General features: G+C 73.4%; 21 protein-coding genes. 10 read left to right on the forward strand and 11 right to left on the reverse strand.

What is annotated here, in order from left to right; translation table 11 throughout:
- Positions 1–39: 39 nt before the first annotated feature.
- The 4 genes from ET526_RS03990 (at position 40) to ET526_RS04005 (ending at position 4,846) form a co-directional block, all read left to right on the forward strand.
- The gene (locus ET526_RS03990; protein WP_135466387.1) at positions 40–1,047 is read left to right on the forward strand and encodes a 2-hydroxyacid dehydrogenase; all 1,008 of its coding nucleotides are present in this window, start codon (positions 40–42) and stop codon (positions 1,045–1,047) included.
- 2 nt (positions 1,048–1,049) lie between these two features.
- Positions 1,050–2,555 (forward strand): L-lactate permease, encoded by a 1,506-nt coding sequence (locus ET526_RS03995; protein WP_135466388.1) that lies wholly within the window; start codon positions 1,050–1,052, stop codon positions 2,553–2,555.
- 108 nt (positions 2,556–2,663) lie between these two features.
- Complete coding sequence (locus ET526_RS04000; protein WP_135466389.1) at positions 2,664–4,037, forward strand: NfeD family protein; 1,374 nt, start codon at positions 2,664–2,666, stop codon at positions 4,035–4,037.
- Positions 4,034–4,846 (forward strand): slipin family protein, encoded by an 813-nt coding sequence (locus tag ET526_RS04005; RefSeq protein WP_240048244.1) that lies wholly within the window; start codon positions 4,034–4,036, stop codon positions 4,844–4,846. Before ET526_RS04000 ends, ET526_RS04005 begins: the two co-directional genes overlap by 4 nt.
- Here the strand turns inward: ET526_RS04005 and ET526_RS04010 are convergent.
- The 5 genes from ET526_RS04010 to ET526_RS04030 form a co-directional block, all read right to left on the reverse strand.
- A complete protein-coding gene (locus tag ET526_RS04010) occupies positions 4,840–5,580 on the reverse strand; it encodes an SDR family NAD(P)-dependent oxidoreductase (protein ID WP_135466390.1) in 741 nt (246 codons plus the stop codon). The genes ET526_RS04005 and ET526_RS04010 overlap by 7 nt on opposite strands.
- A 13-nt stretch (positions 5,581–5,593) precedes the next feature.
- Positions 5,594–6,355 (reverse strand): SDR family oxidoreductase, encoded by a 762-nt coding sequence (locus tag ET526_RS04015; RefSeq protein ID WP_135466391.1) that lies wholly within the window; start codon positions 6,353–6,355, stop codon positions 5,594–5,596.
- Positions 6,352–7,383, reverse strand: a complete 1,032-nt coding sequence (locus ET526_RS04020) for a zinc-dependent alcohol dehydrogenase (RefSeq protein ID WP_135466392.1) — start codon at positions 7,381–7,383, stop codon at positions 6,352–6,354. Before ET526_RS04020 ends, ET526_RS04015 begins: the two co-directional genes overlap by 4 nt.
- A gap of 1 nt (position 7,384) precedes the next feature.
- On the reverse strand, positions 7,385–9,139 hold the full coding sequence (locus tag ET526_RS04025; protein ID WP_135466393.1) for an acetolactate synthase catalytic subunit: 1,755 nt from the start codon (positions 9,137–9,139) through the stop codon (positions 7,385–7,387).
- Positions 9,140–9,242: 103 nt separating this feature from the next.
- Positions 9,243–9,938: a glutathione S-transferase family protein gene (locus ET526_RS04030; RefSeq protein WP_135466394.1), complete on the reverse strand. Its 696-nt coding sequence runs from the start codon at positions 9,936–9,938 to the stop codon at positions 9,243–9,245.
- Positions 9,939–10,050: 112 nt separating this feature from the next.
- Here ET526_RS04030 and pobA point away from each other — a divergent pair, with 112 nt between their 5' ends.
- Positions 10,051–11,226, forward strand: a complete 1,176-nt coding sequence (gene pobA / locus ET526_RS04035) for a 4-hydroxybenzoate 3-monooxygenase (protein ID WP_135466395.1) — start codon at positions 10,051–10,053, stop codon at positions 11,224–11,226.
- Between the two features lie 26 nt (positions 11,227–11,252).
- Here the strand turns inward: pobA and ET526_RS04040 are convergent, their stop codons facing one another.
- From ET526_RS04040 to ET526_RS04055, 4 genes are read right to left on the reverse strand one after another with little or no spacing between them, the layout of a single operon-like run.
- Positions 11,253–12,923: a hydantoinase B/oxoprolinase family protein gene (locus ET526_RS04040; protein WP_135466396.1), complete on the reverse strand. Its 1,671-nt coding sequence runs from the start codon at positions 12,921–12,923 to the stop codon at positions 11,253–11,255.
- Positions 12,920–14,995, reverse strand: a complete 2,076-nt coding sequence (locus tag ET526_RS04045) for a hydantoinase/oxoprolinase family protein (protein ID WP_135466397.1) — start codon at positions 14,993–14,995, stop codon at positions 12,920–12,922. Before ET526_RS04045 ends, ET526_RS04040 begins: the two co-directional genes overlap by 4 nt.
- Positions 14,992–16,257: a Zn-dependent hydrolase gene (locus ET526_RS04050; protein ID WP_135466398.1), complete on the reverse strand. Its 1,266-nt coding sequence runs from the start codon at positions 16,255–16,257 to the stop codon at positions 14,992–14,994. The genes ET526_RS04045 and ET526_RS04050 overlap by 4 nt, the downstream gene beginning before the upstream one ends.
- Before the next feature lie 10 nt (positions 16,258–16,267).
- Positions 16,268–17,047, reverse strand: a complete 780-nt coding sequence (locus tag ET526_RS04055) for an SDR family oxidoreductase (RefSeq protein ID WP_240048245.1) — start codon at positions 17,045–17,047, stop codon at positions 16,268–16,270.
- A 140-nt stretch (positions 17,048–17,187) separates the two neighbouring features.
- Here ET526_RS04055 and ET526_RS04060 point away from each other — a divergent pair, with 140 nt between their 5' ends.
- The gene (locus ET526_RS04060; RefSeq protein WP_135466400.1) at positions 17,188–18,162 is read left to right on the forward strand and encodes a 2-hydroxyacid dehydrogenase; all 975 of its coding nucleotides are present in this window, start codon (positions 17,188–17,190) and stop codon (positions 18,160–18,162) included.
- Positions 18,163–18,201: 39 nt separating this feature from the next.
- On the opposite strand, the gene ET526_RS04065 is transcribed toward ET526_RS04060, so the two are convergent.
- Both ET526_RS04065 and ET526_RS04070 read right to left on the reverse strand, forming a co-directional pair.
- Positions 18,202–18,735: a carboxymuconolactone decarboxylase family protein gene (locus ET526_RS04065; protein ID WP_135466401.1), complete on the reverse strand. Its 534-nt coding sequence runs from the start codon at positions 18,733–18,735 to the stop codon at positions 18,202–18,204.
- 74 nt (positions 18,736–18,809) lie between these two features.
- Positions 18,810–19,385, reverse strand: a complete 576-nt coding sequence (locus ET526_RS04070; RefSeq protein ID WP_135466402.1) for a peroxiredoxin — start codon at positions 19,383–19,385, stop codon at positions 18,810–18,812.
- Between the two features lie 410 nt (positions 19,386–19,795).
- Between ET526_RS04070 and ET526_RS04075 the strand changes: the two genes are divergently transcribed.
- The 4 genes from ET526_RS04075 to ET526_RS04090 all read left to right on the forward strand — a co-directional run bounded on the left by ET526_RS04075 (position 19,796) and on the right by ET526_RS04090 (position 23,974).
- A complete protein-coding gene (locus ET526_RS04075) occupies positions 19,796–20,719 on the forward strand; it encodes a hydrogen peroxide-inducible genes activator (RefSeq protein WP_135466403.1) in 924 nt (307 codons plus the stop codon).
- Between the two features lie 22 nt (positions 20,720–20,741).
- Positions 20,742–21,968: a 3-sulfinopropanoyl-CoA desulfinase gene (acdA, locus tag ET526_RS04080; RefSeq protein ID WP_135466404.1), complete on the forward strand. Its 1,227-nt coding sequence runs from the start codon at positions 20,742–20,744 to the stop codon at positions 21,966–21,968.
- Positions 21,969–22,045: 77 nt separating this feature from the next.
- Positions 22,046–22,813 (forward strand): M48 family metalloprotease, encoded by a 768-nt coding sequence (locus ET526_RS04085; protein WP_135466405.1) that lies wholly within the window; start codon positions 22,046–22,048, stop codon positions 22,811–22,813.
- A gap of 165 nt (positions 22,814–22,978) precedes the next feature.
- Positions 22,979–23,974 carry a YVTN family beta-propeller repeat protein gene (locus tag ET526_RS04090; RefSeq protein WP_135466406.1) on the forward strand — a complete coding sequence of 332 codons (996 nt, stop codon included), beginning with the start codon at positions 22,979–22,981 and terminating at the stop codon, positions 23,972–23,974.
- Positions 23,975–24,075 lie beyond the last annotated feature (101 nt).

Consider the following 24,075-nt stretch of genomic DNA (forward strand, 5'->3'; position numbering starts at 1 on the left):
CATAGCTGCGCGCCTTCACCCCGCGAGGAGGCGACGCGGATGAGGGTGACGATCTTCAGCACCAAGCCCTACGACCGGCAGTTCCTGCAGGCCGCGAACGAGGCGCAGGGAGGCCACCACCTCGTCTTCCTGGAACCGCGGCTGACGGCCGAAACGGCGCTCCTGGCCGGCGGGTCGGACGCCGTCTGCATCTTCGTCAACGACATGGCCGATGCCGCCGTCCTGGAGGGCCTCGCCCGCCAGGGCGTGAGGCTGCTGGCGCTGCGCTGCGCCGGGTTCAACAACGTGGATCTCGGGGCGGCGCGCCGCCTCGGCATCACCGTGGCGCGCGTGCCGGCCTATTCGCCCGAGGCGGTGGCGGAACATACGGTGGCGATGATCCTCTCCCTGAACCGGCAGATCCACCGCGCCTATGTCAGGGTGCGGGAAGGCAATTTCGCGCTGGACGGGCTGCTCGGCTTCGACCTCCACGGACGCACGGTCGGGATCGTCGGTACCGGGCGCATCGGGGTGGCGGTGGCGCGCATCATGCTGGGCTTCGGCTGCCGCGTGCTGGCGCACGATCCGCAGCCCAGCGAGGAGTGCCGCGCCATGGGCGTCTCCTACGTCCCGCTGGAGACGCTGCTGGCGGATTCGGACATCGTCACGCTGCATTGCCCCCTCACCCCGGCGACCCACCACATGATCGATGCCGGGGCGATCGCGCGGATGCGACGCGGCGTGATGCTGATCAACACCAGCCGGGGCGCGATCGTGGACACGCGCGCGGTGATCGCCGGGCTGAAGGAGGGGAGGATCGGCCATCTCGGCCTCGACGTCTACGAGGAGGAGGGCGACCTCTTCTTCGAGGATCTGTCCAACCATGTCATCCACGACGACGTGTTCGCCCGGCTGCTGACCTTTCCCAACGTCCTCATCACCGGCCATCAGGCGTTCTTCACCGTCGAGGCGCTGACGGCGATCGCCGAGACCACGATCGCCAACATCACCGCCTTCGAGCGGACCGGCCGGGCGGTGCACGAGGTCTCCACCGAGAAGCTCGCCTGAGGATGGCCGCGGCCGCCGCGCTGCTGCCGATCCTGCTGATCCTGCTGCTGATGGTCGGCGCGCGCTGGGCGGCGGCGCCGGCGGGTGCCGCCGGCCTCGCCGTGGCCCTGCCCGTCGCGCTGCTGGTCTTCGGCTGGGAGGGGCCGGAGGCGGCGGGGGGAAGCGGCTGGGCGCTGCTGGGCGTTGCCGCGGAAGCCGGCTTCGCCACCCTCACCATCCTCTGGATCGTGCTTCCCGCGCTCTGCATCCACGAGCTGCAGCTCGCCTCCGGGGCGACGGCGACGCTGCGTCAGGCCCTGGCGCGGCTTTCCGGCGATCCGCGGCTTACCGCCCTGCTGGTGGCCTGGTTCTTCGCGCTGTTCTCCGAAGGCGCCGCCGGCTTCGGCACCCCCGTGGCCCTCGCCGCCCCGATCCTGGTCGCGCTGGGCTTTCCGCCCGCCCAGGCGGTGGCGCTCGCGCTGATCGGCCATGCCGTCGGGGTCTCCTTCGGGGCCGTGGGCACTCCTCTGCTGCCGCAGGTGGCCGCGACCGGGTTCGATCCGCTGGCCCTCTCCGCCACGACCGCCCTGCTGCACGCGGCGCTGGGGTGGACCATGGCCCTGTTCGTGCACCGGCTGGCCGCGGCCCAGGGCGGGGAGGCGGGGGCGGGCTGGGCGCTGCTCGCCGCCGCCTGCTTCCTCCTGCCCTATGCCGCCGTCGCGGGCTTCGTGGGACCGGAACTGCCGACCCTCGCCGGAGCCCTGCTCGGCATCGGCGCCTTCGCGCTGGCGGTCCGGATGCGGATGCCGGCGCCAGCCGGATCCTCGCCTTCCGCGCGCGCGCTGCTTGCCGCCGCGCTGCCCTACCTCGCCCTCCTGACGCTGATCCTGCTGACGCGCCTCGTGCCGCCGCTGCGCGACCTGCTGGCGGGCGTGCAATGGTCCTGGTCGCTGTTCGGCAGCTTCCAGGGCAGCGTGCAGCCGCTCTACCACCCGGGAACGATGCTGCTGCTCGGCCTCGCGATCGGGGCGCTTGGCCGCCGCACCGGCGCCTCCGCCTTGCGCGAGGCGCTGCTGCGCGCGGCGGCGCGCATGCCGCCGGTGCTGCTGGCGCTGCTGGCGATGCTCGGCCTCGCGCGCCTGATGGTGCATGCCGGGATGATCGAGGCGCTGGCCGAGGCGGCCGCGGCGCTGCTCGGCGGCGCCTGGCCGCTGCTGGCGCCGGCGACCGGGGCGCTCGGCACCTTCGTCACCGGCTCCGCCACGGCCTCGAACATCCTGCTCACGGATTTCCAGCTCGCGACGGCCACGGCGCTCGGCCTGCCAGCGCTGCTGCTGGTGGCGGCGCAGGGCTTCGGCGCGGCGGTGGGCAACATCATCTGCCCGCACAACATCGTGGCGGGCGGTGCCACGGTCGGCCTCGGCGGACGGGAAAGCGGCGAGGTGCTGCGGCGGACCCTGCCCGCCTGCGCCCTCTACGCAACATTGGGGGGGGTGCTAGTGTTCCTGGCGGCAAGGCTTTCCGGGTAGGCCGTCTCGCCCTTCCGCGAACGGAGGAGGATGGGGCACCCGGGCGCGCTTTCGACCGTCCTGCAGGCCCGGAGCGGGCCGGCAGGGCAATGTAGCCGGGAGCCCGGCATGGACCGAGCCCGACACTCAGGCGGACGCCTCTGGCCGGGTAGCGCGGCCCGCATCGGTCTGCTGCTGCTCTGCCTCCTGGCCGCGGGGATGCCGCGGCACGGCCTCGCGGGCGCCGATCCCGCGGGGCAGCCCTGGGCGCTGCTGCTCACCGTCGAGGGCGGCATCGGCCCCGGCATCACCGAATACATCAAGGACGGGCTGGACCGCGCGGCGTCCGAGGGGGCGCGGCTGGTGGTGATCCGGCTCGACACGCCGGGCGGCCTGGACGCGGCCACCCGCGCGATCGTGCGCCGCATGCTGGACTCGTCCGTTCCCGTGGCCGTCTGGGTCGCGCCCCGCGGGGCGCGCGCCGCGAGCGCGGGGCTCTTTCTCCTCTCCGCCGCACAGGTCGCGGCGATGGCGCCGGGTACGGCGACCGGCGCGGCGACGCCGGTGCGGATCGGCGGAGGGGGTGGCGGCCAGGACGATCCGATGACCGCCAAGGTGGTCAGCGACGCGGTGGCCTACATACGCGGCCTGGCCGAGTACCATGGCCGCAACCCGGACTGGGTGGAGAAGGCGGTGCGGGAGGCGGCCAGCGTTTCCGCCACGGAGGCCCTCGACCTCAGGGTGATCGACCTGATCGCCGCCGATCTTCCGGCGCTGCTGGCGGGCATGGACGGTCGCAGCGTGCGCCTACCCGAGGGCACCGCCACGCTGGACACGGCGGGCATGGCGGTGCGGCCCTTCGATCCCGACTGGCGCCACCGCCTGCTGGCGGCGATCTCCGATCCCAATGTCGCCTTCCTCCTGATGCTGGTCGGCATCTACGGGCTGATCCTGGAATTCGCCGCTCCCGGCTTCGGCGTGGGCGGCGTGGTCGGCGTCATCGCCCTGGTGCTCGGCCTGTTCGCGATGAACCTGCTGCCCGTCGACGTGACAGGCATCGCCCTGATGCTCTTCGGCCTGGCGCTCCTGGTGGCGGAGGCCTTCATGCCCTCCTTCGGCGTGCTCGGCTTCGGCGGGCTGGCCGCGCTGGTGCTCGGCGCCGCCATCGCCTTCGACTTCGACGCGCCGGGCTTCGAATTGTCGCCCGTGCTCGTGGCGGCCACGGCCGCGATCGGCATGGCGCTGCTGGCCGCGACGCTGGTCGCGACCTGGCGCTCGCGCGGGCGGCCCGCGGTCACCGGGGGGCACGCGCTGATCGGCAGGCGGGGGCGCGTGCTCTCCTGGTCGGGGGAGCAGGGGATCGTCCTGGTGCGTGGCGAACGCTGGGTGGCGACGGCGTCCACGCCGCTCCTGCCGGGGCAGCCTATCCGCGTGAGGGCCAGGCGCGGGCTGCGCCTGGAAGTGGAAGCGGAATCCAAGCCGGAGGAGAACGCAAAGCCATGATGAACGGATTCGGCGCGGCGGGGATCTACATCGTCATCCTGGCCGTGGTCCTGGCCCTTCTCTGGACCTCCATCTACGTCCTGCGCGAATACGAGCGCGCCGTCGTCTTCACCCTGGGACGGTTCGCGGGGGTGCGCGGCCCGGGCCTGATCGTGCTCATTCCCGGCGTGCAGCAGATGCAGCGCGTGGACCTGCGCACCGTGGTGATGGACGTGCCGAGCCAGGACGTGATCTCCCGCGACAACGTCTCGGTGAAGGTCAACGCGGTGGTCTATTTCCGCGTCGTGGACGCCGACCGGGCGGTGATCGAGGTGGACGACTACATGATGGCCACCAGCCAGCTCGCCCAGACCACGCTGCGCTCGGTCCTCGGCAAGCACGACCTGGACGAGATGCTGGCGGAGCGCGACAAGCTGAACCAGGACATCCAGTCCATCCTCGACAGCCAGACCGACGCCTGGGGCATCAAGGTCGGCAATGTCGAGATCAAGCATGTGGACATAGACGAGAGCATGGTGCGCGCCATCGCCCGCCAGGCGGAGGCGGAGCGCAACCGCCGCGGCCGCATCATCGACGCCGAGGGCGAGCTCCAGGCGGCCGAGAAGCTGGTGGAGGCGGCACGCACCCTGGCCGCGGTGCCGGAGGCGATGCAGCTCCGCTACCTCTCCACGCTGCAGCTCATCTCGGGGGAGCGCAGCTCCACCGTGGTGTTCCCGGTGCCGCTCGACCTGCTGCGCGGCCTCGGCACGCTGGCGGGCAGGGGGGAGACGGCCGCCGGCCGGGCGGGGCCGGGGACAGGCGCTCAGTAGGTGGCGCGGCCTCCGGAGATGTCGAACACCGCGCCCGTCGAGAAGCTGCACTCCTCGCTGGCGAGCCAGGCGGCGAGGGAGGCGATCTCCTCCACCCGGACGAAGCGGCCCGCGGGAATCTTCGACAGCATGTAGTCGATCTGCTGCTGCGTCATCTGCTCGAAGATGGCGGTCCGCGCCGCCGCGGGGGTGATGCAGTTCACCCGCACGCCGGTGGCCGCCAGCTCCTTGCCGAGGGACTTGGTGAAGCCGATCACCCCGGCCTTGGCAGCGGAGTAGGCGGCGGCGTTCGGGTTGCCCTCCTTGCCGGCGATGGAGGCGATGTTGACGATGCGCCCGTAGTCGCGCGAGCGCATCCCCGGCACGACGGCGCGGCAGCAGAGGAACACGCCGGTGAGGTCGATCTCGATCACCCGTCGCCAGGCCTCGATCGGATAGTCCTCCACGGTCGCGTTCGGCCCGCTGATCCCGGCGTTGGCGACCAGGATGTCCACCGGCCCGAGCGCCGCCTCGGTGCCGGCGAGCGCGGTGCGGATCGCGTCGTAATCGGTGACGTCCACCCGCGCCGCGTAGCCGCCGAGCCGGCGCGCCACCGCCTCGGCCTCCGGCTGGTCCACGTCCCATACCGCGATCCGCGCCCCGGAGGCGGCGAAGCGCTCGGCGATGGCGAGCCCGATGCCGCGCGCGCCGCCGGTGACGACGGCGACGCGGTTGCTGAGGTCGATCTGGTTCATCCGTGCCATCCCATCAGGGCATGAAGCTGCCGCCGCCGACGTCGATCGTGGCGCCGGTGAGGTAGGCGGCGGCGTCGGAGGCGAGGAAGGCCACCACCTCCGCCACATCCTCGGGCGTGCCGAGGCGCCCGAGCGGGATCTGCGCCAGGAAGGCCTCGTTCATCCCCGAGGCGGCGCCCCGGGCCATCGGCGTGTCTATGCGCCCCGGCGCGACGCTGTTCACGGTGATGCCGTCTGGCCCGAGCTCCACCGCAAGGCTGCGCGCGAAGCCCATCAGCCCGGTCTTGGAGGCGGCGTAGTGCGCACCGGCGACCTGGCTCTTCGTGCGCGCCGCCTGGCTGGTCATCATGACGATGCGGCCCCAGCGCCGCGCGCGCAGCGGCGGGATGCAGGCCTGCGAGACCAGGAAGGCGCCGGTCAGGTTCACCGCCAGCACCCGGTTCCACTCCTCGAGCGGCATGTCGCGGATCCGCCGCGGCCGTCCCTCGACCTTCGGCGAGATGCCGGCATTGTTCACCACGATGCCGAGCCGCTCCCACCACGCCCCGAGCGCCTGCGGCAGCGCCGCCACCTGCGCCGGATCGGCGACGTCGAGGCGGATCGCCCGCGCCTCGCCGCCGGCGCCGCGCAGCCGTGCGGCGGTGGCCTCCACCTCCTCGATCGCGTCGGCCAGCGCCACCGGGTGGCCGAGCGCGGCGAGCTTCGCAGCCACCGCCGCGCCGATGCCGCGGGCCGCGCCGGTAACCAGCGCGACTCGGTCCGCGGCCCCGCTCATGGCGTCAGGATCACCTTGCTGGCGGCGCGCTGCCGCGCCAGCTCGAAGCCCTCCAGGCCGCGTTCGAGCGGCAGGCGGTGGGTGATCATCGGCCGGAAGCCTTCGGGGTCGCGCGCCAGATGCGCGATCACCCGGTCCCAGGTGCGGCGCTCGGCGCCGTGGCTGGCGCGGAGCTGGTGGCGCATGCGCACGAACTCGGTCAGCGGCAGGGTGAGCGGCGCGGCATGGATGCCGACGACGACGCAGCTCCCTCCCTTCTTCAGCACGGAGAGGCCCTCGTTCAGGCTCTCCGGCACGCCGGTCGCCTCCAGCACCACGTCCACGGCGCGGCCGCCGGTCGCCGCCATCACCTGCCCGACGAGCGGCGCCTCGGCGACGTCGAGCAGTTCGGTGAAGCCGAGACGGCGGCAGACCTCGAAGCGCGGCGCGTCGGCGCGGCCCGCGATCAGCACCCGTGCCGCGCCCGCGAGGCGCGCCATCAGCGCGATCGCCTGGCCGATCGTGCCTGGCCCCAGCACCAGCACCGTGTCGCCGAGCCCGACTTCGCCGACCAGCACCGCCTCGGCCCCGACGCCGAGCGGCTCGGCCAGCGCGCCGAGCTCGGCATCCACCGTGTCGGGCAGGGCGACGCAGCAGCGCGCGGGCACCCGCACCTCGGCCGCGAATCCGCCGTCGCGGGTCAGGCCGATGCCCTCGCGGCGCAGGCAGTTGCGCGCGTCGCCGGCGCGGCAATTCGGGCAGGCGCCGCAGGCGACGAAGGGAATGACGCAGACCCGGTCACCCTCCCGCCAGCCCGAGCCGGTGCCGGTGCGGATGACGCGGGCGGCGAATTCGTGGCCCATGGTCAGGGGCAGCTTCGGCACCATGAACTCGTAGCCGCCGGTCCATTCGTAGGCGTGCACGTCCGAGCCGCAGATGCCCGCGGCCTCGACCTGCAGCACCACCTCGCCCGGCCCCGGCGGGTGCGCCCCCGGCACCTCCTGCAGCGCCAGGCCGAAGCCCGGCGCGGTCTTGCGCAGCGCCAGCATCTCAGAACGGCTCCGGATAGTGGCCCGCGAAGACCGAGATCGGCGGCCTGGCATCCGGATCGGTGATGACGTCGAGCAGCACCGGGCGGCGCGCCTGCAGCGCCGCGCGCAGCGCCGGGCCGATCGCGGCGCCGCCCTCCACGCGATGCCCCTCGACGCCGCAGGCGCGCGCGATGGCGGCGTGGTCCACGGCGGTGAAGTTCACCGCGATGGTGTGCTCGCCGAACTTCACCTCCTCGGCATGCTTCTGGTAGCCGAGGATGCCGTTGTTCAGGATGATCAGCGTGACCGGCAGCTCCAGCCGGCGCAGCATCTCGAGCTCCGCCCAGGAATGGCCGAAGCCGCCATCGCCGCAGAGGCAGACCACGCGCCCCTTGCCGCCCGCCTCGTCGAGCGCGATCCGCGCGCCGATCGCCATCGGCAGCCCCCAGCCGAGGCCGGCGATGCCGCGCGGCGTCAGGAAGCGCTGGCCGGCGCGCCGTGCCGTCAGGTAGTTGGCGACCCAGATCGAGGCGTAGGAGGCATCGGCCACCACCACGTCCTCCGGCCCGATCAGCCGGTCGAGCTCGGCCATCACCCGCTCCGGCCGGCAGGGCGGCGCGTCGCGGGTGGTGACGCCCTCGATGGTGCGGCGCCAGCCCGCCACCGCCTCGGCGATCTCGTGCTCGATGCCGGCGCGCGCCGCGGCCCGGGCGGAGAGGTCGCGCGCCCGCAGCGCCTCGGTCAGCGCGGCGAGGGTGAGCCCGGCGTCGCCCACCAGGCGCATCGCCTCGTAGTTGCGCCCGATCTCCATCGGGTCGGCATCCAGGTGGATGAAGCGCGTGCCCTCGGAGAACAGCCTCCAGCTATCGGTGCCGTTCTGGTTGGTGCGGTTGCCGACCAGCAGCACCAGATCGGCGCGCTCGACCATCGCCCGCAGGGCGTGGGTGCGTGCGCCCCGTCCCATGACGTAGCCGATGACGCCGAGGGTGAGCGGGTGCGTCTCGTCCGCCGCACCCTTGCCCATCACCGTCGTCGCCACGGGCAGGTGCGCCGCCTCCTGCAGCGCCGCGAGCTCGGCCGTCGCGCCGGAGAGGTGCACGCCCCCGCCCGCCACCACCAGCGGGTGCCGCGCCGCGGCCAGCGCCTCCGCCGCCGCCGAGACCGCCGCCGGATCGGCGAGCGTGCGGTCGAGCGGCACCCGGCCGAGGGAGAGGGTGCGCGGCCGCAGCAGCGAGGAACGCTCGGCGGCGGTCTCGGTCAGGAGGTCGGCCGGCACCAGCAGCACCGCGGGACCGGGGCGGCCGGAGGCGGCGGCGGTGAAGGCCATGTCCACGTAGTCGTCGAGCCGGTCGGCGCGGTCCAGCCGCCGCACCCACTTCGCCACCGGCTCGAACATGCGGATGTGGTCGAGCTCCTGGAAGGCGTTGCGGTCGAAGGCGTCGCGCGTCACCTCCTGCACCAGGGCGAGCACCGGGATCGAGGCCTTCAGCGCCTCGGCCAGCGGCGGCACCAGCAGCGTCGCGGCCGGGCCGTTCTGCGCCGTGACCACGCCGACCTTGCGCGAGATCCGCGCATAGCCGTCCGCCATCGCGCCGCCGGCATTCTCCTGCCGGTACACCTTCTGCTCGATGCCGACGGCGGGGCAGGCCAGGTGGAAGGCGGAGGGCAGGCTCTGCCCGAAGGTGAGGGTGACGCCGTGGCGCCGGAAGGCCTCGGCGAGGCGGAGGGCGACGGTCGCGTTCGTGGCGGCATTTCCCGGGGCGATGTCCGGCATGGCGCTTCCTCCGCATTCGCCCTGTCTGTGGGGCCTGGCTGGGGATAGGAACGGCGATTGCGGCGGCAGCGTCAAGCCGGCCGACCCGCGACCGGCAGGGCGCCTACGCCTCGTGGCCCGGCGCGGCCCGCGCCAGGCCGCCATGCAGGTCGAGCATGCGGCCGCGCCATTCCGCCACCGGATCCCCCGCTTCCAGCAGCGGGAAGGCGCTGATGCAGCGCGCCCACTGGAAGGCGCCGAACACGATGTAGTCGGCGTAATTGGGGGCCGCGCCGCCGAGCCAGGGCTGGGCGCGGAGGGTGAGGCGCAGCGGCTGGAGGTCCTTGCGGAATTCCCGGACCCGCGCCTCCCGCCCCGCCGTCACCTCCTCGAGCGTCATGCCGTAGCGCTGTTCCCGGCTGGCGCGGAAATAGGCCTGATCCTCCGGCCCCAGCCAGGCGGGGATGTCGGAGACCACGAGCCGCGCGACGCCGGGGTGCAGCACGCCGTCGGTCCAGCTGTTGACGAAGCGCGCCATGCCCAGGCCGCCGGTGCCACCGAAGAGGGAAGGCCGGTCCGGATAAGCCTCCTCGAGGTAGCAGGCGATCGACCAGGAATCCGCAACCGTACGGTCGCCATCCACCAGCACCGGCACCAGCCCCTGGCCGGAGAAGGCGATCCTGTCCTTCTCGGTGAAGCGCCAGGGCACCGTCTCCACCTCCAGCCCCTTGTGGGCCAGCGCCATGCGGATGCGCCAGCAGAAGGGGCTGAAGCGGCGCGCCGGATCGGCCCCGGCCAGCTCGTACAGGATGCGACTCATCGGGCACTCCTTCCGCGGGCACTCTCGCCCGGGACGGGCCGGCTGGCCAGGGCCGGGCTTGCGGGGCCGGCGCCGCAGGCTGCAATTCGGGCGCCAGCCAGGGAGAAGGCGCATGCGCACGCAGATCGGGATCATCGGAGCCGGGCCGGCGGGCCTGCTGCTCGCCCATCTCCTGCACCTGGCCGGCATCGAGTCCGTGGTGCTGGAGGCGCGCTCCCGCCGCTATGTGGAGGGACGGATCCGCGCCGGGCTGCTCGAGCAGGGGACGGTGGACATCCTCACCCAGGGCGGAGTCGCCGACCGGCTGCACCGCGAGGGCATGGTGCATGAGGGGCTGGAGCTGCGCTTCGACGGGGAGGGCCACCGCATCGACCTGCACGGCCTGACCGGCAGGCGGGTCACCATCTACGGCCAGCAGGAGGTGGTGAAGGACCTGATCGCCGCCCGCCTCGGCTATGGCGGGCCGCTGGTCTTCGAGGCCGAGGATGTGGCGCTGCACGGCCTGGACGGGGAGCGCCCGCGCATCACCTGGCGCGAGGGCGGGGAGGCGCGCAGCCTCGACTGCGACATCGTGGCGGGCTGCGACGGCTTCCACGGCATCTGCCGCGACTCCATCCCGCCCGGCCACCTCACGGTCTATGAGCGGGTCTATCCCTTCGCCTGGCTCGGCATCCTCGCCGCCGCGCCGCCGGCCTCGCACGAGCTGATCTACGCCCGCCACGCGCGCGGCTTCGCCCTCGCCACCATGCGCTCGCCGACCCTGTCGCGCCTCTACCTGCAGTGCCGGCCGGACGAGGACCTCGCCCAATGGCCGGACAGCCGCATCTGGGAGGAGCTGCACCGGCGCTTCGAGCGCCGCGACGGGGCGCGGCAGGTGAAGGAGGGACCGATCCTGCAGAAGGGCATCACCGCCATGCGCAGCTTCGTGGCCGAGCCGATGCGCTACGGCCGGCTGTTCCTGGCCGGCGACGCCGCGCACATCGTGCCGCCCACGGGCGCCAAGGGGATGAACCTGGCGGTGGCCGACGTGTACTACCTGGCGCAGGCGCTGGAGGCCTTCTGCCGTGGCCAGGGCATGGCGGCGCTGGACGGCTACTCGCGGCGCTGCCTGGCGCGGATCTGGAAGGCGCAGCGCTTCTCCTGGTGGATGACCGCCATGCTGCACCGCTTCGACGAGGCCGATGCCTTCGAGCACAAGGTGCAGCTGGCGGAGCTCGCCTATGTCTGCGAGAGCCGGGCCGGGGCGATGACGCTCGCTGAGAACTATGTGGGCCTGCCGCTGGAATAGGCACCACGGCGCGGCCCGCTCCGGGTTCAGACCTCCACGCCGTAGAGCGCCCGCGCCGCCTCGGGGCTGATCAGCCCGTCCGCCACGTCCCGCCGCACTAGCGCCGGATCGCGCCGCCGCGGATCGCCCATGCCGCCGCCACCCGGCAGCTTCAGGACCAGGCGCCTGCCCTTCGGGATGACCTGGAAGCCCTTGGTGCGCAGCGGCGTGCCGTTGGCGTCGTTCAGCCCGACCCAGCCGGGGGCGCCATCCATTCCGCCGTCGCGACCCCGCGGCGGGTTGGCGACGCGATCGAAGATGGCGTTGACGGCGAATTCGGCGTCGCCCTTGGCGCCGATCTCCATGATCTGGCCGAAGCCGCCGCGCGTGCGGCCGGCGCCGGCGCTGTCCGGGCGCAGCTCCTTGCGCCAGAAGATCACCGGGGCGACGTTCTCCGTCGCCTCCACGGGCATGGTGCGGACGCCGGAGGGGAAGGCGGTGCCGTCCAGGCCATCCTTGGCCGGCCGCGCGCCGGTGCCGCCGCTGTTGAAGGTGATGATCTCGAAATCCTCCACCTCCGCCGCCGGCCCCGACACCTGCGCGCCGCCGCGCAGCGGCGGGTTCCACAGCGCCGAGGAGCCCTCCGCCGTCACCCGCTCCGGCACCGCCTGGTGCAGGCAGCCCATCATCAGGTCGGGCAGAAGCTGGCCGATCACGTGCCGCACGCTGACCGGATAGGGCCGCGGCGCGTTGAGGATGCAGCCCTCGGGGATCCTCATGTGGAAGGGCGAGAGGCTGGCCCAGTTGTTCGGGATCTCCGGCGCCACCACGCACTTGATCCCGAAGCAGGAATAGGCGCGGCAATAGGCGGGCGGCACGTTGATGCCGCGCGTCGAGAGGCCGGAGGTGCCGGCGTAGTCCACCTCGATCCGGTCCTCGTGGATGGTCATTGCCGCCTTCAGCGTGACCGGCGCCTCGTAGCCGTCCGAGCGGATCTCGGCCGCGAAGGTGCCGCGCGGCAGCCCGCGGATCTCCTCGACGGTGGCGCGCAGGCTGCTCTCGAAGATGTGGGCGGCGAGCGGGTCGAGCGAGTCCATGTCGAACTCGTCCATCATCTCGACCAGCCGCCTGATGCCGGCGTCGTTGCAGGCGCAGAGGGAGTAGATGTCGCCCTCCAGCTCCACCGGCGTGCGGCTGCCGGCGCGGATGAAGTCGAAGAAGGTCTCGTTCGGGCGGTTGCGGTCGAAGCACTTGACGATGGGGATGTAGAGCCCCTCCTCGAACACGCTCCGCGCCTCCGGCCCCATGCCGAGTCCGCCGATGTCGATGATGTGCGCCGTGTTGGCGAACAGGCCGACGATCCTGCCCTTGCGGAAGGCGGGCGTGACCACGGTGAGGTCGTGCAGGTGGCCGGTGCCGAGCCAGGGATCGTTGGTGATGTAGTGGTCGCCCGGCCGCATGGCGTGGGCCGGGAATTTCGCCAGGAAATGCCCGACGCTCTCGGCCATGCTGTTGACGTGGCCCGGCGTGCCGGTGACGGCCTGCGCCAGCATCCGGCCCTTGAGGTCGAACACGCCGGCGGAGAGGTCGCCCGCCTCGCGCACCGTGGTGCTGAAGGCGGTGCGGATCATGGTCTGCGCCTGCTCCTCGACCACCGCGATCAGGCGGTTCCACTGGATCTGCCGCTGGATGGCGGCGAGCGCCCCCGTTTCTTTCATCGCGCGCCCTCCTGCGTCAGTTCCAGATAGCCCATGCCGTCCATCCGGCAGCTCCAGCCGGGCCCCACCAGCGTGCTCGTCTCCGCCTCGGCGATGATGCAGGGGCCGGGAAGGGTGGCGCCGGGCGGCACGGCGTCCCGGTCATAGACCGGCCAGTCGGCAACCTCGCCGCTCGCCGTGTCGCGCACCGCCTGGCGGCGCGAGGGCGGCGGGGCGGGGGCGTCGTACACCTCGGCCACGGGCTCCACCGGCTCGCTCTCCGTTGCGACGGTGACGGCGAAGCTCAGCACCTCGACATCGCTGCCGGGCACCGGGCGGTCGTAGAAGCGGGCATACTCCTCGTCGTAGCGGGCGCGGATCGCCGCCACATCCGCCACCGCCAGGTCGCGCGCCGGCAGCGCCACCGGGATCTCGTGGCCCTGGCCGACATAGCGCATGTAGGCAAGGCGGCTTTCCGCCAGCTCCGCATCGAAGGCGCCGCGCGCCACCACCTCCCTGGCCTCGCGCGCCATCTCCGCCAGCAGCGCGTTCACCGCCGCGAGGTCGAAGCCGGCGAGGCGCTGGTAGAGGCTGCGCACCACCTCATAGGCCACCGGCGCGCGCAGGAAGCCGATGGCGCTGCCGACGCCGGCGCCGGTCGGCACCAGGATGCGCCGCACGCCGATCTTCTCCGCCACGCGATACCCGTGCACCGGCCCGCCGCCGCCGAAGGCGATGAGGGTGCGGCCCTCGAAGCCCTTGCCGCTCTCGATGGCGTGGACGCGGGCGGCGTTCGCCATGTTCTCGTCCACTACCTCGACGACGCCGAGCGCCGCCATCTCGGCGGAGAGGCCGAGCCGTCCGCCGACCTCCGCCGCCAGCGCGTCGCGCGCGCGCGCAGGGTCGAGGCGCAGCGCGCCGCCGGCGAAGCGCGCCGGGTCGTAGCGGCCGAGCAGGAGATTCGCATCCGTCACCGTCGGCCGTTCCCCGCCGCGCCCGTAGCAGGCGGGGCCGGGGTCGGCGCCGGCGCTCTCCGGCCCGACCTGGATGCGGCCCATGCCGTCCACGGCGGCGATGGAGCCGCCGCCGGCGCCGATCTCCACCATCTCGATCACCGGGATGCGCAGCGGCAGGCCCGATCCCTTCTTGAAGCGCCCGACCCGCGCCACCTCGAAGCTGCGGCTGGCCTGCGGGCGGTAGTGGTCGATCAGGCAGACCTTCGCCGTGGTGCCCCCCATGTCGAAGGAGAGCACGCGGTCGAAGCCGCGCTGCCGCGCCACATGCGCCGAGAAGATCGCGCCGCCCGCCGGCCCGCTCTCCACCAGGCGGATCGGGAAGCGCGCCGCGGTCTCGAGCGTGGTCAGCCCGCCGCCCGAGAGCATCAGGAACAGCGGGCATCCGAGCCCCATCTCCCGCAGCCCCGCCTCCAGCCGGCCGAGGTAGCGGGCCATCAGCGGCTGCACATAGGCGTTGGCGACGGTGGTGGAGAAGCGCTCCCACTCCCGCATCTCCGGCGACACCTCGGAGGAGAGCGAGACCGGCACCTCGGGCCACAGCGCGCGCAGGATCTCCGCCGCGCGCCGCTCGTGGGCGGGGTTGACGAAGGCGTGCAGGAAGCCGATGGCGACGCTCTCGACGCCCTCGGCGCGCAGGAAGGCCACCTGCCGCGCCACCGCCTCCTCGTCGAGCGGCAGCAGGACCCGGCCGGTGTTGTCCAGCCGCTCCGGCACCGGCAGGCGCCAGCGCCGCGGCACCAGCGGCCGCGGCAGCTCGATGTTGAGGTCGTACTGGTCGTAGCGGCTCTCGTTGCCGAGGGCGAGGACGTCGCGGAAGCCCTCGGTGGTCAGCAGCGCCGTGCGCGCGCCCTTGCGCTCGATGATGGCGTTGGTGGCGAGCGTGGTGCCGTGGATCAGCAGCGCGATGTCGGCGGGCCCGAGGCCCGCCTTGCCGAGCACGGCGCGCACCCCCTCCAGCACGCCCCGCTCGGGCGCGGCGGGGGTGGTCAGCACCTTGGCGGTCCAGCGCTCTCCTTCGCGTTCCAGGGCGATGTCGGTGAAGGTGCCGCCGATGTCCACGGCAAGGCGTGCGGTCACTGCGCGATCTCCGCCACGAAACGCGCGGCGACGGCGCAGGCGCTGGCGAAATCCTCCATTCGCATCGCTTCCTTCGGATTGTGGCTGCCGTTCTGGTTGCGCACGAACAGCATCCCCGCCGGCACGCCCGCCTGGGCGAAGGCCGCGGCGTCGTGCCCCGCACCCGAGGGCATCACCAGGTGCGGCACGCCCAGCGCCTCGGCGGCGCGGACCAGGCCCTGCACCACGCCGGGATCCATCGGGCTCGGGCGGCTGCCGCTCTCCGGGCCGAGCTCGAAGCGCACGCCGCGGCGCGCCTCGATCTCCGCCACCTTGTCGTAGAGCACCTCGAACAGCGCGTCGCAGCTCCGCAAGCTGACGCTGCGCACGTCGAGCTGGAACCGCGCCTCGCCGGGGATCTTGGTGAAGCCGGCCTCCTCGGTCGTGGCCATGACGCAGAAGGTGCAGACCATGCGGTGGCCCTGCGCCTCCAGCCGGCACCACGCCTCGTCCAGGTGGTAGGCGAGGTCGGCGAGCGCGATGGCGGCGTCGCGGCGGTACTTGCGCGGCGTGGCGCCGGAGTGGTTGTACTCCCCGATCACGCGCGCCTCGCGCAGCCGGCGGCTGCCGGGGATGCCGGTGACGATGCCGACCGGTATGCCCTCGGCCTCCAGCACCGGGCCCTGCTCGATGTGCAGCTCCAGGAAGGCGGCGACGTCGTACGGGCCGAGCGCCTTCTCCCCGCGCGCGGCGAAGCCGGGGTCGAAGCCCTCCTCGCGCATGTGCTCGGCCAGCGTGCGGCCGCTGTCGCGGCGGCGCAGCTCCAGCTCCTCGGCGCGCAGCAGGCCGAGCGCGCCGCGGCTGCCGGGGTAGGAGGTGGGGAACCACGCCCCCGCCTCCTCGGCGCGGATCGCCATCACCGTCACGTCGCGCGAGGGGGCGAAACCCGCCCGCACCATCCCCGCGACCACGGCGAGGCCGCACAGCACGCCGGCGGCGCCGTCGAAATTGCCGCCCTGCGGCACGCTGTCGAGATGGCTGCCCAGCACCACCCGCCTCGCCGCGCGGTCGCTTCCCGGCAGGGTCATGTAGAGGTTGCCCACCGGGTCGGTGCGGGTCTCGAGGCCCAGCCCCTCCGCCGCCTCGCGCACCAGCGCGTGCGCCATGCGCTCGCCCGGCCCGTAGGCCTCGCGGGTGATGCCGACGCCGTCGAAGCTGCGCTCGCGCAGCGCGTCGAACAGCCGCGCCGCCAGCGCCAGGTCGGGGGAGAGGTTGGGGATCATCGCCGCGATCCTACAGCATGCTCCGCACCCGGCCGCCATCCACGCGGATCATGCTGCCGGTGATGTAGGCGCCCCGCTCGCTGGCGAGGAAGGCGCCCATGGGGCCGAAATCGGCCGGCATGCCCAGCCGCCCGGCCGGGATCTCCTTCGCCGCTTGCGCCAGCGCCTCGTCGAAGCTGATGCCCTGCTGCTGCGCGCGCACCGTGGTCGTCTGCGTCACGCGGTCGGTCAGGATGGTGCCGGGGGCGAGGACGTTCATCGTCACCCCGTCCTTCGCCACCTCGGCCGACAGGGTCTTCAGCCAGCCCCAGACCGAGGCGCGCAGCGTATTGGAAAGGGCGAGCGTCGGGATCGGGTGCTGCATCCCCGTGCTGCCGACCACGATCACGCGGCCCCATCCGCGCTCCCGCATCGCCGGCAGCAGCCGCATGGTGATGCGGATCGGCGAGACGACGATGTTCTGGAACCAGGCGACGAGATCCGCCTCCTGCATCTCGCTCGCCGTGCAGGGCGGCGGGCCGCCATGGTTCAGCACCAGGATGTCCACGCCCCCCATGGCGGCGAGGGCGGCCTCGGCCAGCCGGTCCATGTCCTCGCCCCGCGCCACGTCGGCCACCACGCCGGCGGCGCTGGCGGCACCCCTGGCCTTCAGCGCCGCGGCGGCCTCGTCCAGCCGCCCCTGGTCGCGGCCGCTGATCACCAGCGCCGCGCCCTCCTCGGCGAGGCTGTCGGCGATCGAGCGCCCGAGCCCCTTGGTGCCGCCCATCACCAGGGCACGACGGCCCTTCAAGCCAAGATCCATTGCCGTCTCTCCCCGGCCGCGCCGCTCCGGTGCGCGGCCCTTGCCGGCGGGACCCTGCCCCCGCCCGGCCCCGCTGGCAAGACGGCGTCGGGCTGGTAAAGGGGCGCCACGCCCGAGGAGACGCCCCCATGGCCAAGCCCGTCCTGCTCGTCACCCGCAAGCTGCCCGACGCGATCGAGGCGCGCGCTGCGGAGGAGTTCGACGCCCGGCTGAACCCGGGGGACGAGCCCTGGCACCTGGACGGCGCGGAGATCGCGCGCCGGGCGGCCGAGGCGCGGGCGGAGGGCATCCTCGCCGCCGCCGGCGACGCGCTTGGCGCCGCCTGCATCCGGGCGCTGCCGGACAGCGTGCGGATCATCGCCACCTTCAGCGTCGGCTACGACCACATCGACCTCGCCGCGGCGAGGGAGCGCGGCATCGTCGTCACCAACACGCCGGAGGTGCTCTCCTTCGCCACCGCCGAATGCGCCTTCACCCTGATGCTGATGGCGGCGCGGCGGGCGGGGGAGGGGGAGCGGCTGGTGCGCTCGGGGCAATGGAAGGGCTGGGCGCCGACGCAGCTCCTCGGCGTGACGCTGGAGCGGAAGCGCCTCGGCATCCTCGGCTTCGGGCGGATCGGCCGCGAGCTGGCCGGCATGGCCCGCGCCCTGTCGATGGAGATCCACTACCGCGACGTGCGCCGCCTGCCGGACCTCGAGGACGGCGCCATCTGGCACGATTCGGACGCCGGTTTCCTCGGCGCCATCGACGTGCTGTCCATGCACGTGCCAGGCGGGGAGGGGACGCGGAAATGGCTGAACGCCGAGCGGCTGCGGATGATGCGGAAGGGCGCGATCGTGGTGAACACCGGGCGCGGCTCCTCGGTGGACGACGAGGCGCTGATCGCCGCCCTGCGCTCGGGGCACATCCGCGCCGCCGGCCTCGACGTCTACGACGGGGAGCCGCGGGTGAACCCCGGCTATCTCGGCCTCGAGAACGTCGTGCTGCTGCCGCATCTCGGCAGCGCCACGGAGGAGACCCGGCAGGCGATGGGCGAGCGCTGCCTGGAGAATCTCGGCGCCGTGCTGCTGCGCGGCGAGGCGCCGCCGCGCGCGGTGCGCTGACGCCCGGCCCGCGGGGGCCGGGCGGCCTGCGGCGCGGCGTCAGGCGGCGGCGAGGCAGGTCTCGGCGTCGAGGGTCACCGCCACGGCGTGCACCACCGCGGCGATGCGCACCGCGGCCTGCACCTGCTCCTTGCTCACGCCGTGCTGCAGCAGCACCTTCTCGTGCGCCTCCATGCACTTGCCGCAGCCGTTGATGGCCGAGACGGCGAGCGACCACAGCTCGAAATCCGCCTTGTCCACGCCGGGGCGCGCCATGACGTTCATGCGCAGCCTGGCCGGCATGGTGCCGTAATCGCCCTCCACCAGGTGGGTGAAGCGGTAGTAGACGTTGTTCATGCCCATGATGGAGGCGGCCGCCTTGGCGGCGGTCAGCGCCTCGGGCGACAGCTTCGGCCCGAATTCGGCGAGGATGTGCCGCGCCACCTCGGCGTTGCGGCTGGCGAGGGCGGAGACGACGAAGCAGCCGGCGCGCTGCTGCTCGGTCAGCACCGGCTCGGCGGCCAGGCTGCCGAGGTTCAGCTTCTGGTCCTTGGCGTAGTCGGGCAGGCGGTTGCGGAGGGCTTCCAGCGACATCGTGGCGCCTTTTCTCTCATGCGGCTGAAGGGAGGAGGGGCCCGCGCGGCCGCGCCGCGCGGGCGTGTCGGGGGTCAGGCCGCCTTCTCGAACAGCTCCTGCGGCTTCAGCGTCTCCTTGCCCTTCTCCCAGTTGCAGGGGCAGAGCTCGTCGGTCTGCAGCGCGTCGAGCACGCGCAGAACCTCCTGCGGGTTGCGCCCGACATTGAGGCCGTTCACCCCCACCCACTGGATGGTGCCGTCCGGATCCACGATGAAGGTCGCGCGCAGCGGCACACCCGCCTCCCTGTCCAGGATGCCGAGCGCCGAGGAGAGCTCGCGCTTGACGTCCGCCAGCATCGGGATCGGCAGGTCGCGGATGTCGTCGTTGTGCAGGCGCCAGTTCAGGTGCACGAACTCGCTGTCGGTGGAGACGCCGTACACCACCGCGTCGCGGTCTGCGAACTCGCCGGCGAGCCTGCCGAAGGCCGCGATCTCGGTCGGGCAGACGAAGGTGAAGTCCTTCGGCCAGAAGAACACGATCTTCCACTTCCCCTGATCGGTCCGCTCGGTGATCTCGGTGAAGGACTTGCCGGGGCCGCCGAGGCCTTCGGGGCCGCCCTTCACGGCAGTGAGCGCGAAGGCGGGGAACTTGTCGCCAACAGTCAGCATTCGGTCCTCTCCATCGGGTCCGGGAAGATCAGCCCACAGCGCCGCGCCGGGGGCGCGGCTTCGCTGCGCCGCAGCATATGAGGACAAATGATCGGCCGTTCCAATGAAGAGTTTTTGCGAGGATGATCGGATTCCTCTTTGTTATGTCATGCTCCTTTTCCTTCCGGAGCCTGCCCGAGGCTCCTGCGGCGGTGCCGAACGGGGAGGGCCCGCCTTTCCCGGCTCCGGACCGGGGGCGCGACCGCGGCCGCTCGTGTTGACGGAAGGGGCATTTGCGGCTTCGTGACCCCGGCAGGGGCGCTTCCCAGCCCCCGGCGGCCCCGCCGCCCTGCATCGACGGAGGTGCGCCGGGGGGCGAGGCCCGTCAGGACAGCCGCGAACCGTTCCAGATCGTTTCATTGACGGGACCGATGATCCCCCTGCCCAGCCCCCAGCAGCTCCGCTACCTGCTCGCGCTCGCCGACCATGGCCATTTCGGCCGCGCCGCCACCGCCTGCGCGGTCACCCAATCCACCCTCTCGGCCGGCATCATCGCCCTGGAGCGCCAGATGGGGGCGGCGCTGCTGGAGCGGGGCGGCGCCAAGCGGCCGATCTTCACCCCTCTCGGCCTCGAGGTGGTGGCGCGCGCCCGCACCGCGCTCGCGGCGCTGGAGGCGGTGGCGGAGACGGTCGCGGCGGCCCGCGACCCGCTGGCCGGGCCGCTCCGCTTCGGGGTCATCCCGACCGTCGGCCCCTTCCTGCTGCCGCGCCTGATGCCGGTGCTGCGGGAGAGCTTCCCCCGACTCCGGCTCTGGCTGCGCGAGGACGTGACCGAGCGGCTGGTGGCGCAGCTTCAGGCCGGCCGCCTCGACCTGCTGCTGATCGCGCTGCCCTGCGCCTGCGGCGAGGCGGAGACGCTGCCGATCGCCACCGACCCCTTCCTCGCCGCCCTGCCTCGGGGCCATCATCTGGCCGAGAGGGAGAGGGTGCCGGTCGGCGCGCTGCCCGCCGAGCCCCTCCTGCTGCTCGAGGACGGGCACTGCCTGCGCGAGCACGCGCTCGACGCCTGCGGCCTGCCGCGGCTGGCGCCGGGCCCGGACAGCTTCGCCGCCACCTCGCTGCACACCCTGGTGCAGATGGTGGCGGGTGGGCTGGGCGTGACGCTGCTGCCGAGGCTGGCGGTCGAGGGCGGGGTGCTGAACGGCGCCGCCGTCGAGGTGCGGCCGCTCGAGGCGGAGACGGCGCCGGCCCGGACGCTCGCCCTGGCCTGGCGGGCGAGGAGCCCGCGCGCCGCCGAATTCCGCGGCCTGGCGCCCGCCATTGCCGCGACGATGCAGGCTCGGCTAACAGCATAGCCGGATGTCGGGAGGGGCGCGGATGGACGGGCTCACCGCCGAGCAGCGGCGCCTGCGGGAGCGGGCGCGCGAACTGGCCCGGGAGGCCGCGGCGCAGGCCGCCGAGACCGACCGCACGGAACAGTATCCCTGGCCGATGGTCCGCCGGATGACCGAGGCCGGCTTCCTCGGCATGACCATCCCGAAGGAGTGGGGCGGACCGGGCCTTTCCTACTTCGACGCCGTGCTGGTGATCGAGGAGCTCGCCAGGGCCTGCGCCGTCTGCGGGCGCGTCGCAGTCGAGGCCAACATGGGCGCCATCGGCGCCGTCATGGCCTACGGCACGGAGGCGCAGAAGCGCCTCGCCGCCGAACTCGTCCTCGCCGGGGACAAGCCGGCGATCTGCATTACCGAGCCTGGCGCCGGCTCGGCCGCCACCGAGATGACGACGCGCGCGGTGCGCCGCGGCGACACCTGGGTGCTCGACGGGGTGAAGCACTGGATCACCGGCGGCGGCGTCTCACGCCTGCACCTGATCTTCGCCCGCGCCGTGGAGGACGGGGAGGAGAGGGGGATCGGCGGCTTCCTGGCGGTGCGCCGGGGCGAGGCCGATCCGCCCGGCCTCGTGATCCACCGGCGCATCCCCTCCATGGGGCTCAGGGGCATGCCGGAGGCGGAGATCCGCCTGCGGGGGCTCGAGGTGCCGGATGCGATGGTGCTGCGCCCGCCCGGCGGCTTCGCCCGCGGCTTCGGCCGGCTGATGGACGCCTACAACGGCCAGCGCGTCGGCGCCGCGACGGTGGCGCTCGGCCTCGCCGCCGGGGCCTATGAGCACGCGCTCGGCTACGCGCAGCGGCGCCGGCAATTCGGCCGGCCGATCGCCGAGTTCCAGGGCCTCGCCTGGATGCTCGCCGACATGTCCATCCGGCTGGAGGCGGCCCGCGCCCTGGTCTGGCGCGCCGCCCGCAGCGCCGGCCCCGCCGGCTTCCCGGACCGGCTGGCCGCCGCCCAGGCCAAGGTGCTCGCCGCCGACACCGCGATCGAGGTGACCAACGCGGCGCTGCAGGTCTGGGGCGCGGCCGGCTACTCCCGCGAGAACCCGATGGAGCGCTACCTCCGCGATGCCCGCATGTTCGCGATCGCGGGCGGCACGGCGCAGGTGCTGCGCAACCAGGTGGCGGAGCAGATCCTCGGCCGCAAGCTGCCGCAGACGCGCGACGGCTATCTGAGGCTGGCGGCGGAGGAGGGGGCGAGGGAGGCGGCGGAGTAGGCCCGGCTTCCGGCCGCTGCAACCCGCGCGCGGGGGGCCGGTTTCTGCGCCGGTGCGTGCCGAATCCGGAGGCTGCGATGCTGGGGCGCTTTCGTCCGATCCTGTTCCTGGCCGGCGTCTCGCTGGCCGGCTGCGGGCCGCAATTCGCCTTCCCGGAGCCGGGGCGCGCGGAGCTCGTCACGGCGCAGCAGCAGCTCGCCGCCGCCGCGCCGCTGCGCGAGCACGACCGCAGCGTGGCCGAGCAGCAGGCCATGCTGCGCCGGGTGGCGAGCCGGGTGGCCGCCGCCGCACAGCCCTTCTGCGAGCAGTATCGCGGCCAGCGATGCGCCTTCCGCGTCGCCTACGACCCCTCGCCGCAGGTCAACGCCTATGCCGCGGGGCAGGGGGATGTCGCGGTGACCGCCGGGCTGCTGCGGATCGTGGACAACGATTCGCAGCTCGCCGCCGTGGTGGCGCACGAATTCGCCCACCACGTCGCCGGCCATATCGGCCGCGCCCAGGCGCGGACCACCCTCGGCGCCCTGGCCGGGGCGGTGATCGGGTCGGCGGCGGGGCTCGGCGACCTGTCGGCGCTCGGCGCCGGCGCCGCCCGCCTGGTCTATTCTCAGGCCGAGGAGCGGGAGGCCGATTACCTCGCCGCCTTCATCGTCGCCCGGGCGGGCTACGATCTGGAGGAGGCGGGCGGCATCTGGGCCAGGCTCGCCGCCTCGGGCGACCGGCGCGTGCAGGCCGGGCTGCTGGACACCCACCCGGCCGGCCCGGAGCGGCTGGCGGCCTGGCAGGCGGCGATGCGCGAGATCGCAGCCTCGCCGGACGCCATGCCGCGCCGGCTCGGCGCACGATGAATCTACCGCCCTCTTGGGCGCCGTCCTGCGGGTTCGGCGCCCCTGGCGGGCCGGTTGCGTGCATCATCGCTTCCGTGCCGCAATATGTCGGGTTATCCGGGCGCGCGTTCCGCTAGACAGCGGAGGCGGCCGGAGGGATCATTCCTGGCCTGGAAGGAAGGCGCCATGCGTGGAATCCGAGGCAGCCTGGTGGCGCTGCTCCTGCTCTCGGTGGGGCTCCTGCCGGGCACCGCCCAGGCGAACCTGGTCTTCGTGCTGAACTCCGGCGAGGCCTCGATCAGCCTGCTCGACGCCGCGCGGCGCGAGCAGATCCGGCGCATCCCCGTGCTGCGCGAGCCGCACCACCTGGTGCTGACCCCCGACGGGCGCTCCCTGGTCGTCGGCGATTCGGCGGGCAACGAGCTGCTGTTCTTCGACCCCGCCACCGGCGAGCTGCAGAGGCGGGAGCGGATCAGCAATCCCTACCACCTGGATTTCAGCCCCGACGGGCGCTGGCTCGTCATCGCCAGCCTGCGCCGCGGGCAGATCGACATCTACGAGGCGCCCGGCGAGGACGGGGGGCTGCGGCTGGTGCGGCGGCACCGCTTCCCGCACATGCCGAGCCACATGGCCTTCAGCCCCGACAGCCGCACCGTCTACCTCACCCTGCAGGGCGCCGGCAGGGTCGTGGCGATCAGCCTGGAGACGATGGAGGTCCTCTGGCAGGCCGAGGTCGGCCCGGAGCCGGCCGGGATCCTGTGGCACCGGGGGCAGCTCATCGTCGGCATCATGGGCAGGGACCATTTCGCGGTCCTCGACCCCGAGCTGCGGCAGGTGGTGCGCACCATCCCGATCGGCCGCGGCGCCCATGCCATCTTCGCCGCGCCGGGCGGGCAGGTGCTGTGGGCGACCAGCCGGGTGGACAGCCGCGTGGCGGCGATCGATCCCGAAAGCCTGCGGGTGCTGCAGGTGTTCGAGATCCCGGGCGGACCCGACTGCCTGGCCTTCGATGCCGAGGGCCGCGTCTGGATGACGCTGCGCTGGGTCGGGCGGGTCGGGAGGCTCGACCCGGAAACCGGACAGGTGGAGACCATCCGGGTCGGCCGCTCGCCGCACGGCATCTTCGTCCACTGGCCGCGCGGCGCGGAAGGCCCCGCTGCGCCTCCCTCCGCGCAGCGCTGAGGCGGGCATGGGGGCGGGCCGTGGCGGCGCGGCGCCTTGCCTCGCGCGCCGGACCTTCCTGGCCGGCCTGCTCTCGGCGCCGGGGGTGGCCGCCGCCCGGT

The sequence above is a fragment of the Crenalkalicoccus roseus genome (assembly GCF_004761865.1).
In the GTDB taxonomy this organism is placed as follows: domain Bacteria; phylum Pseudomonadota; class Alphaproteobacteria; order Acetobacterales; family Acetobacteraceae; genus Crenalkalicoccus; species Crenalkalicoccus roseus.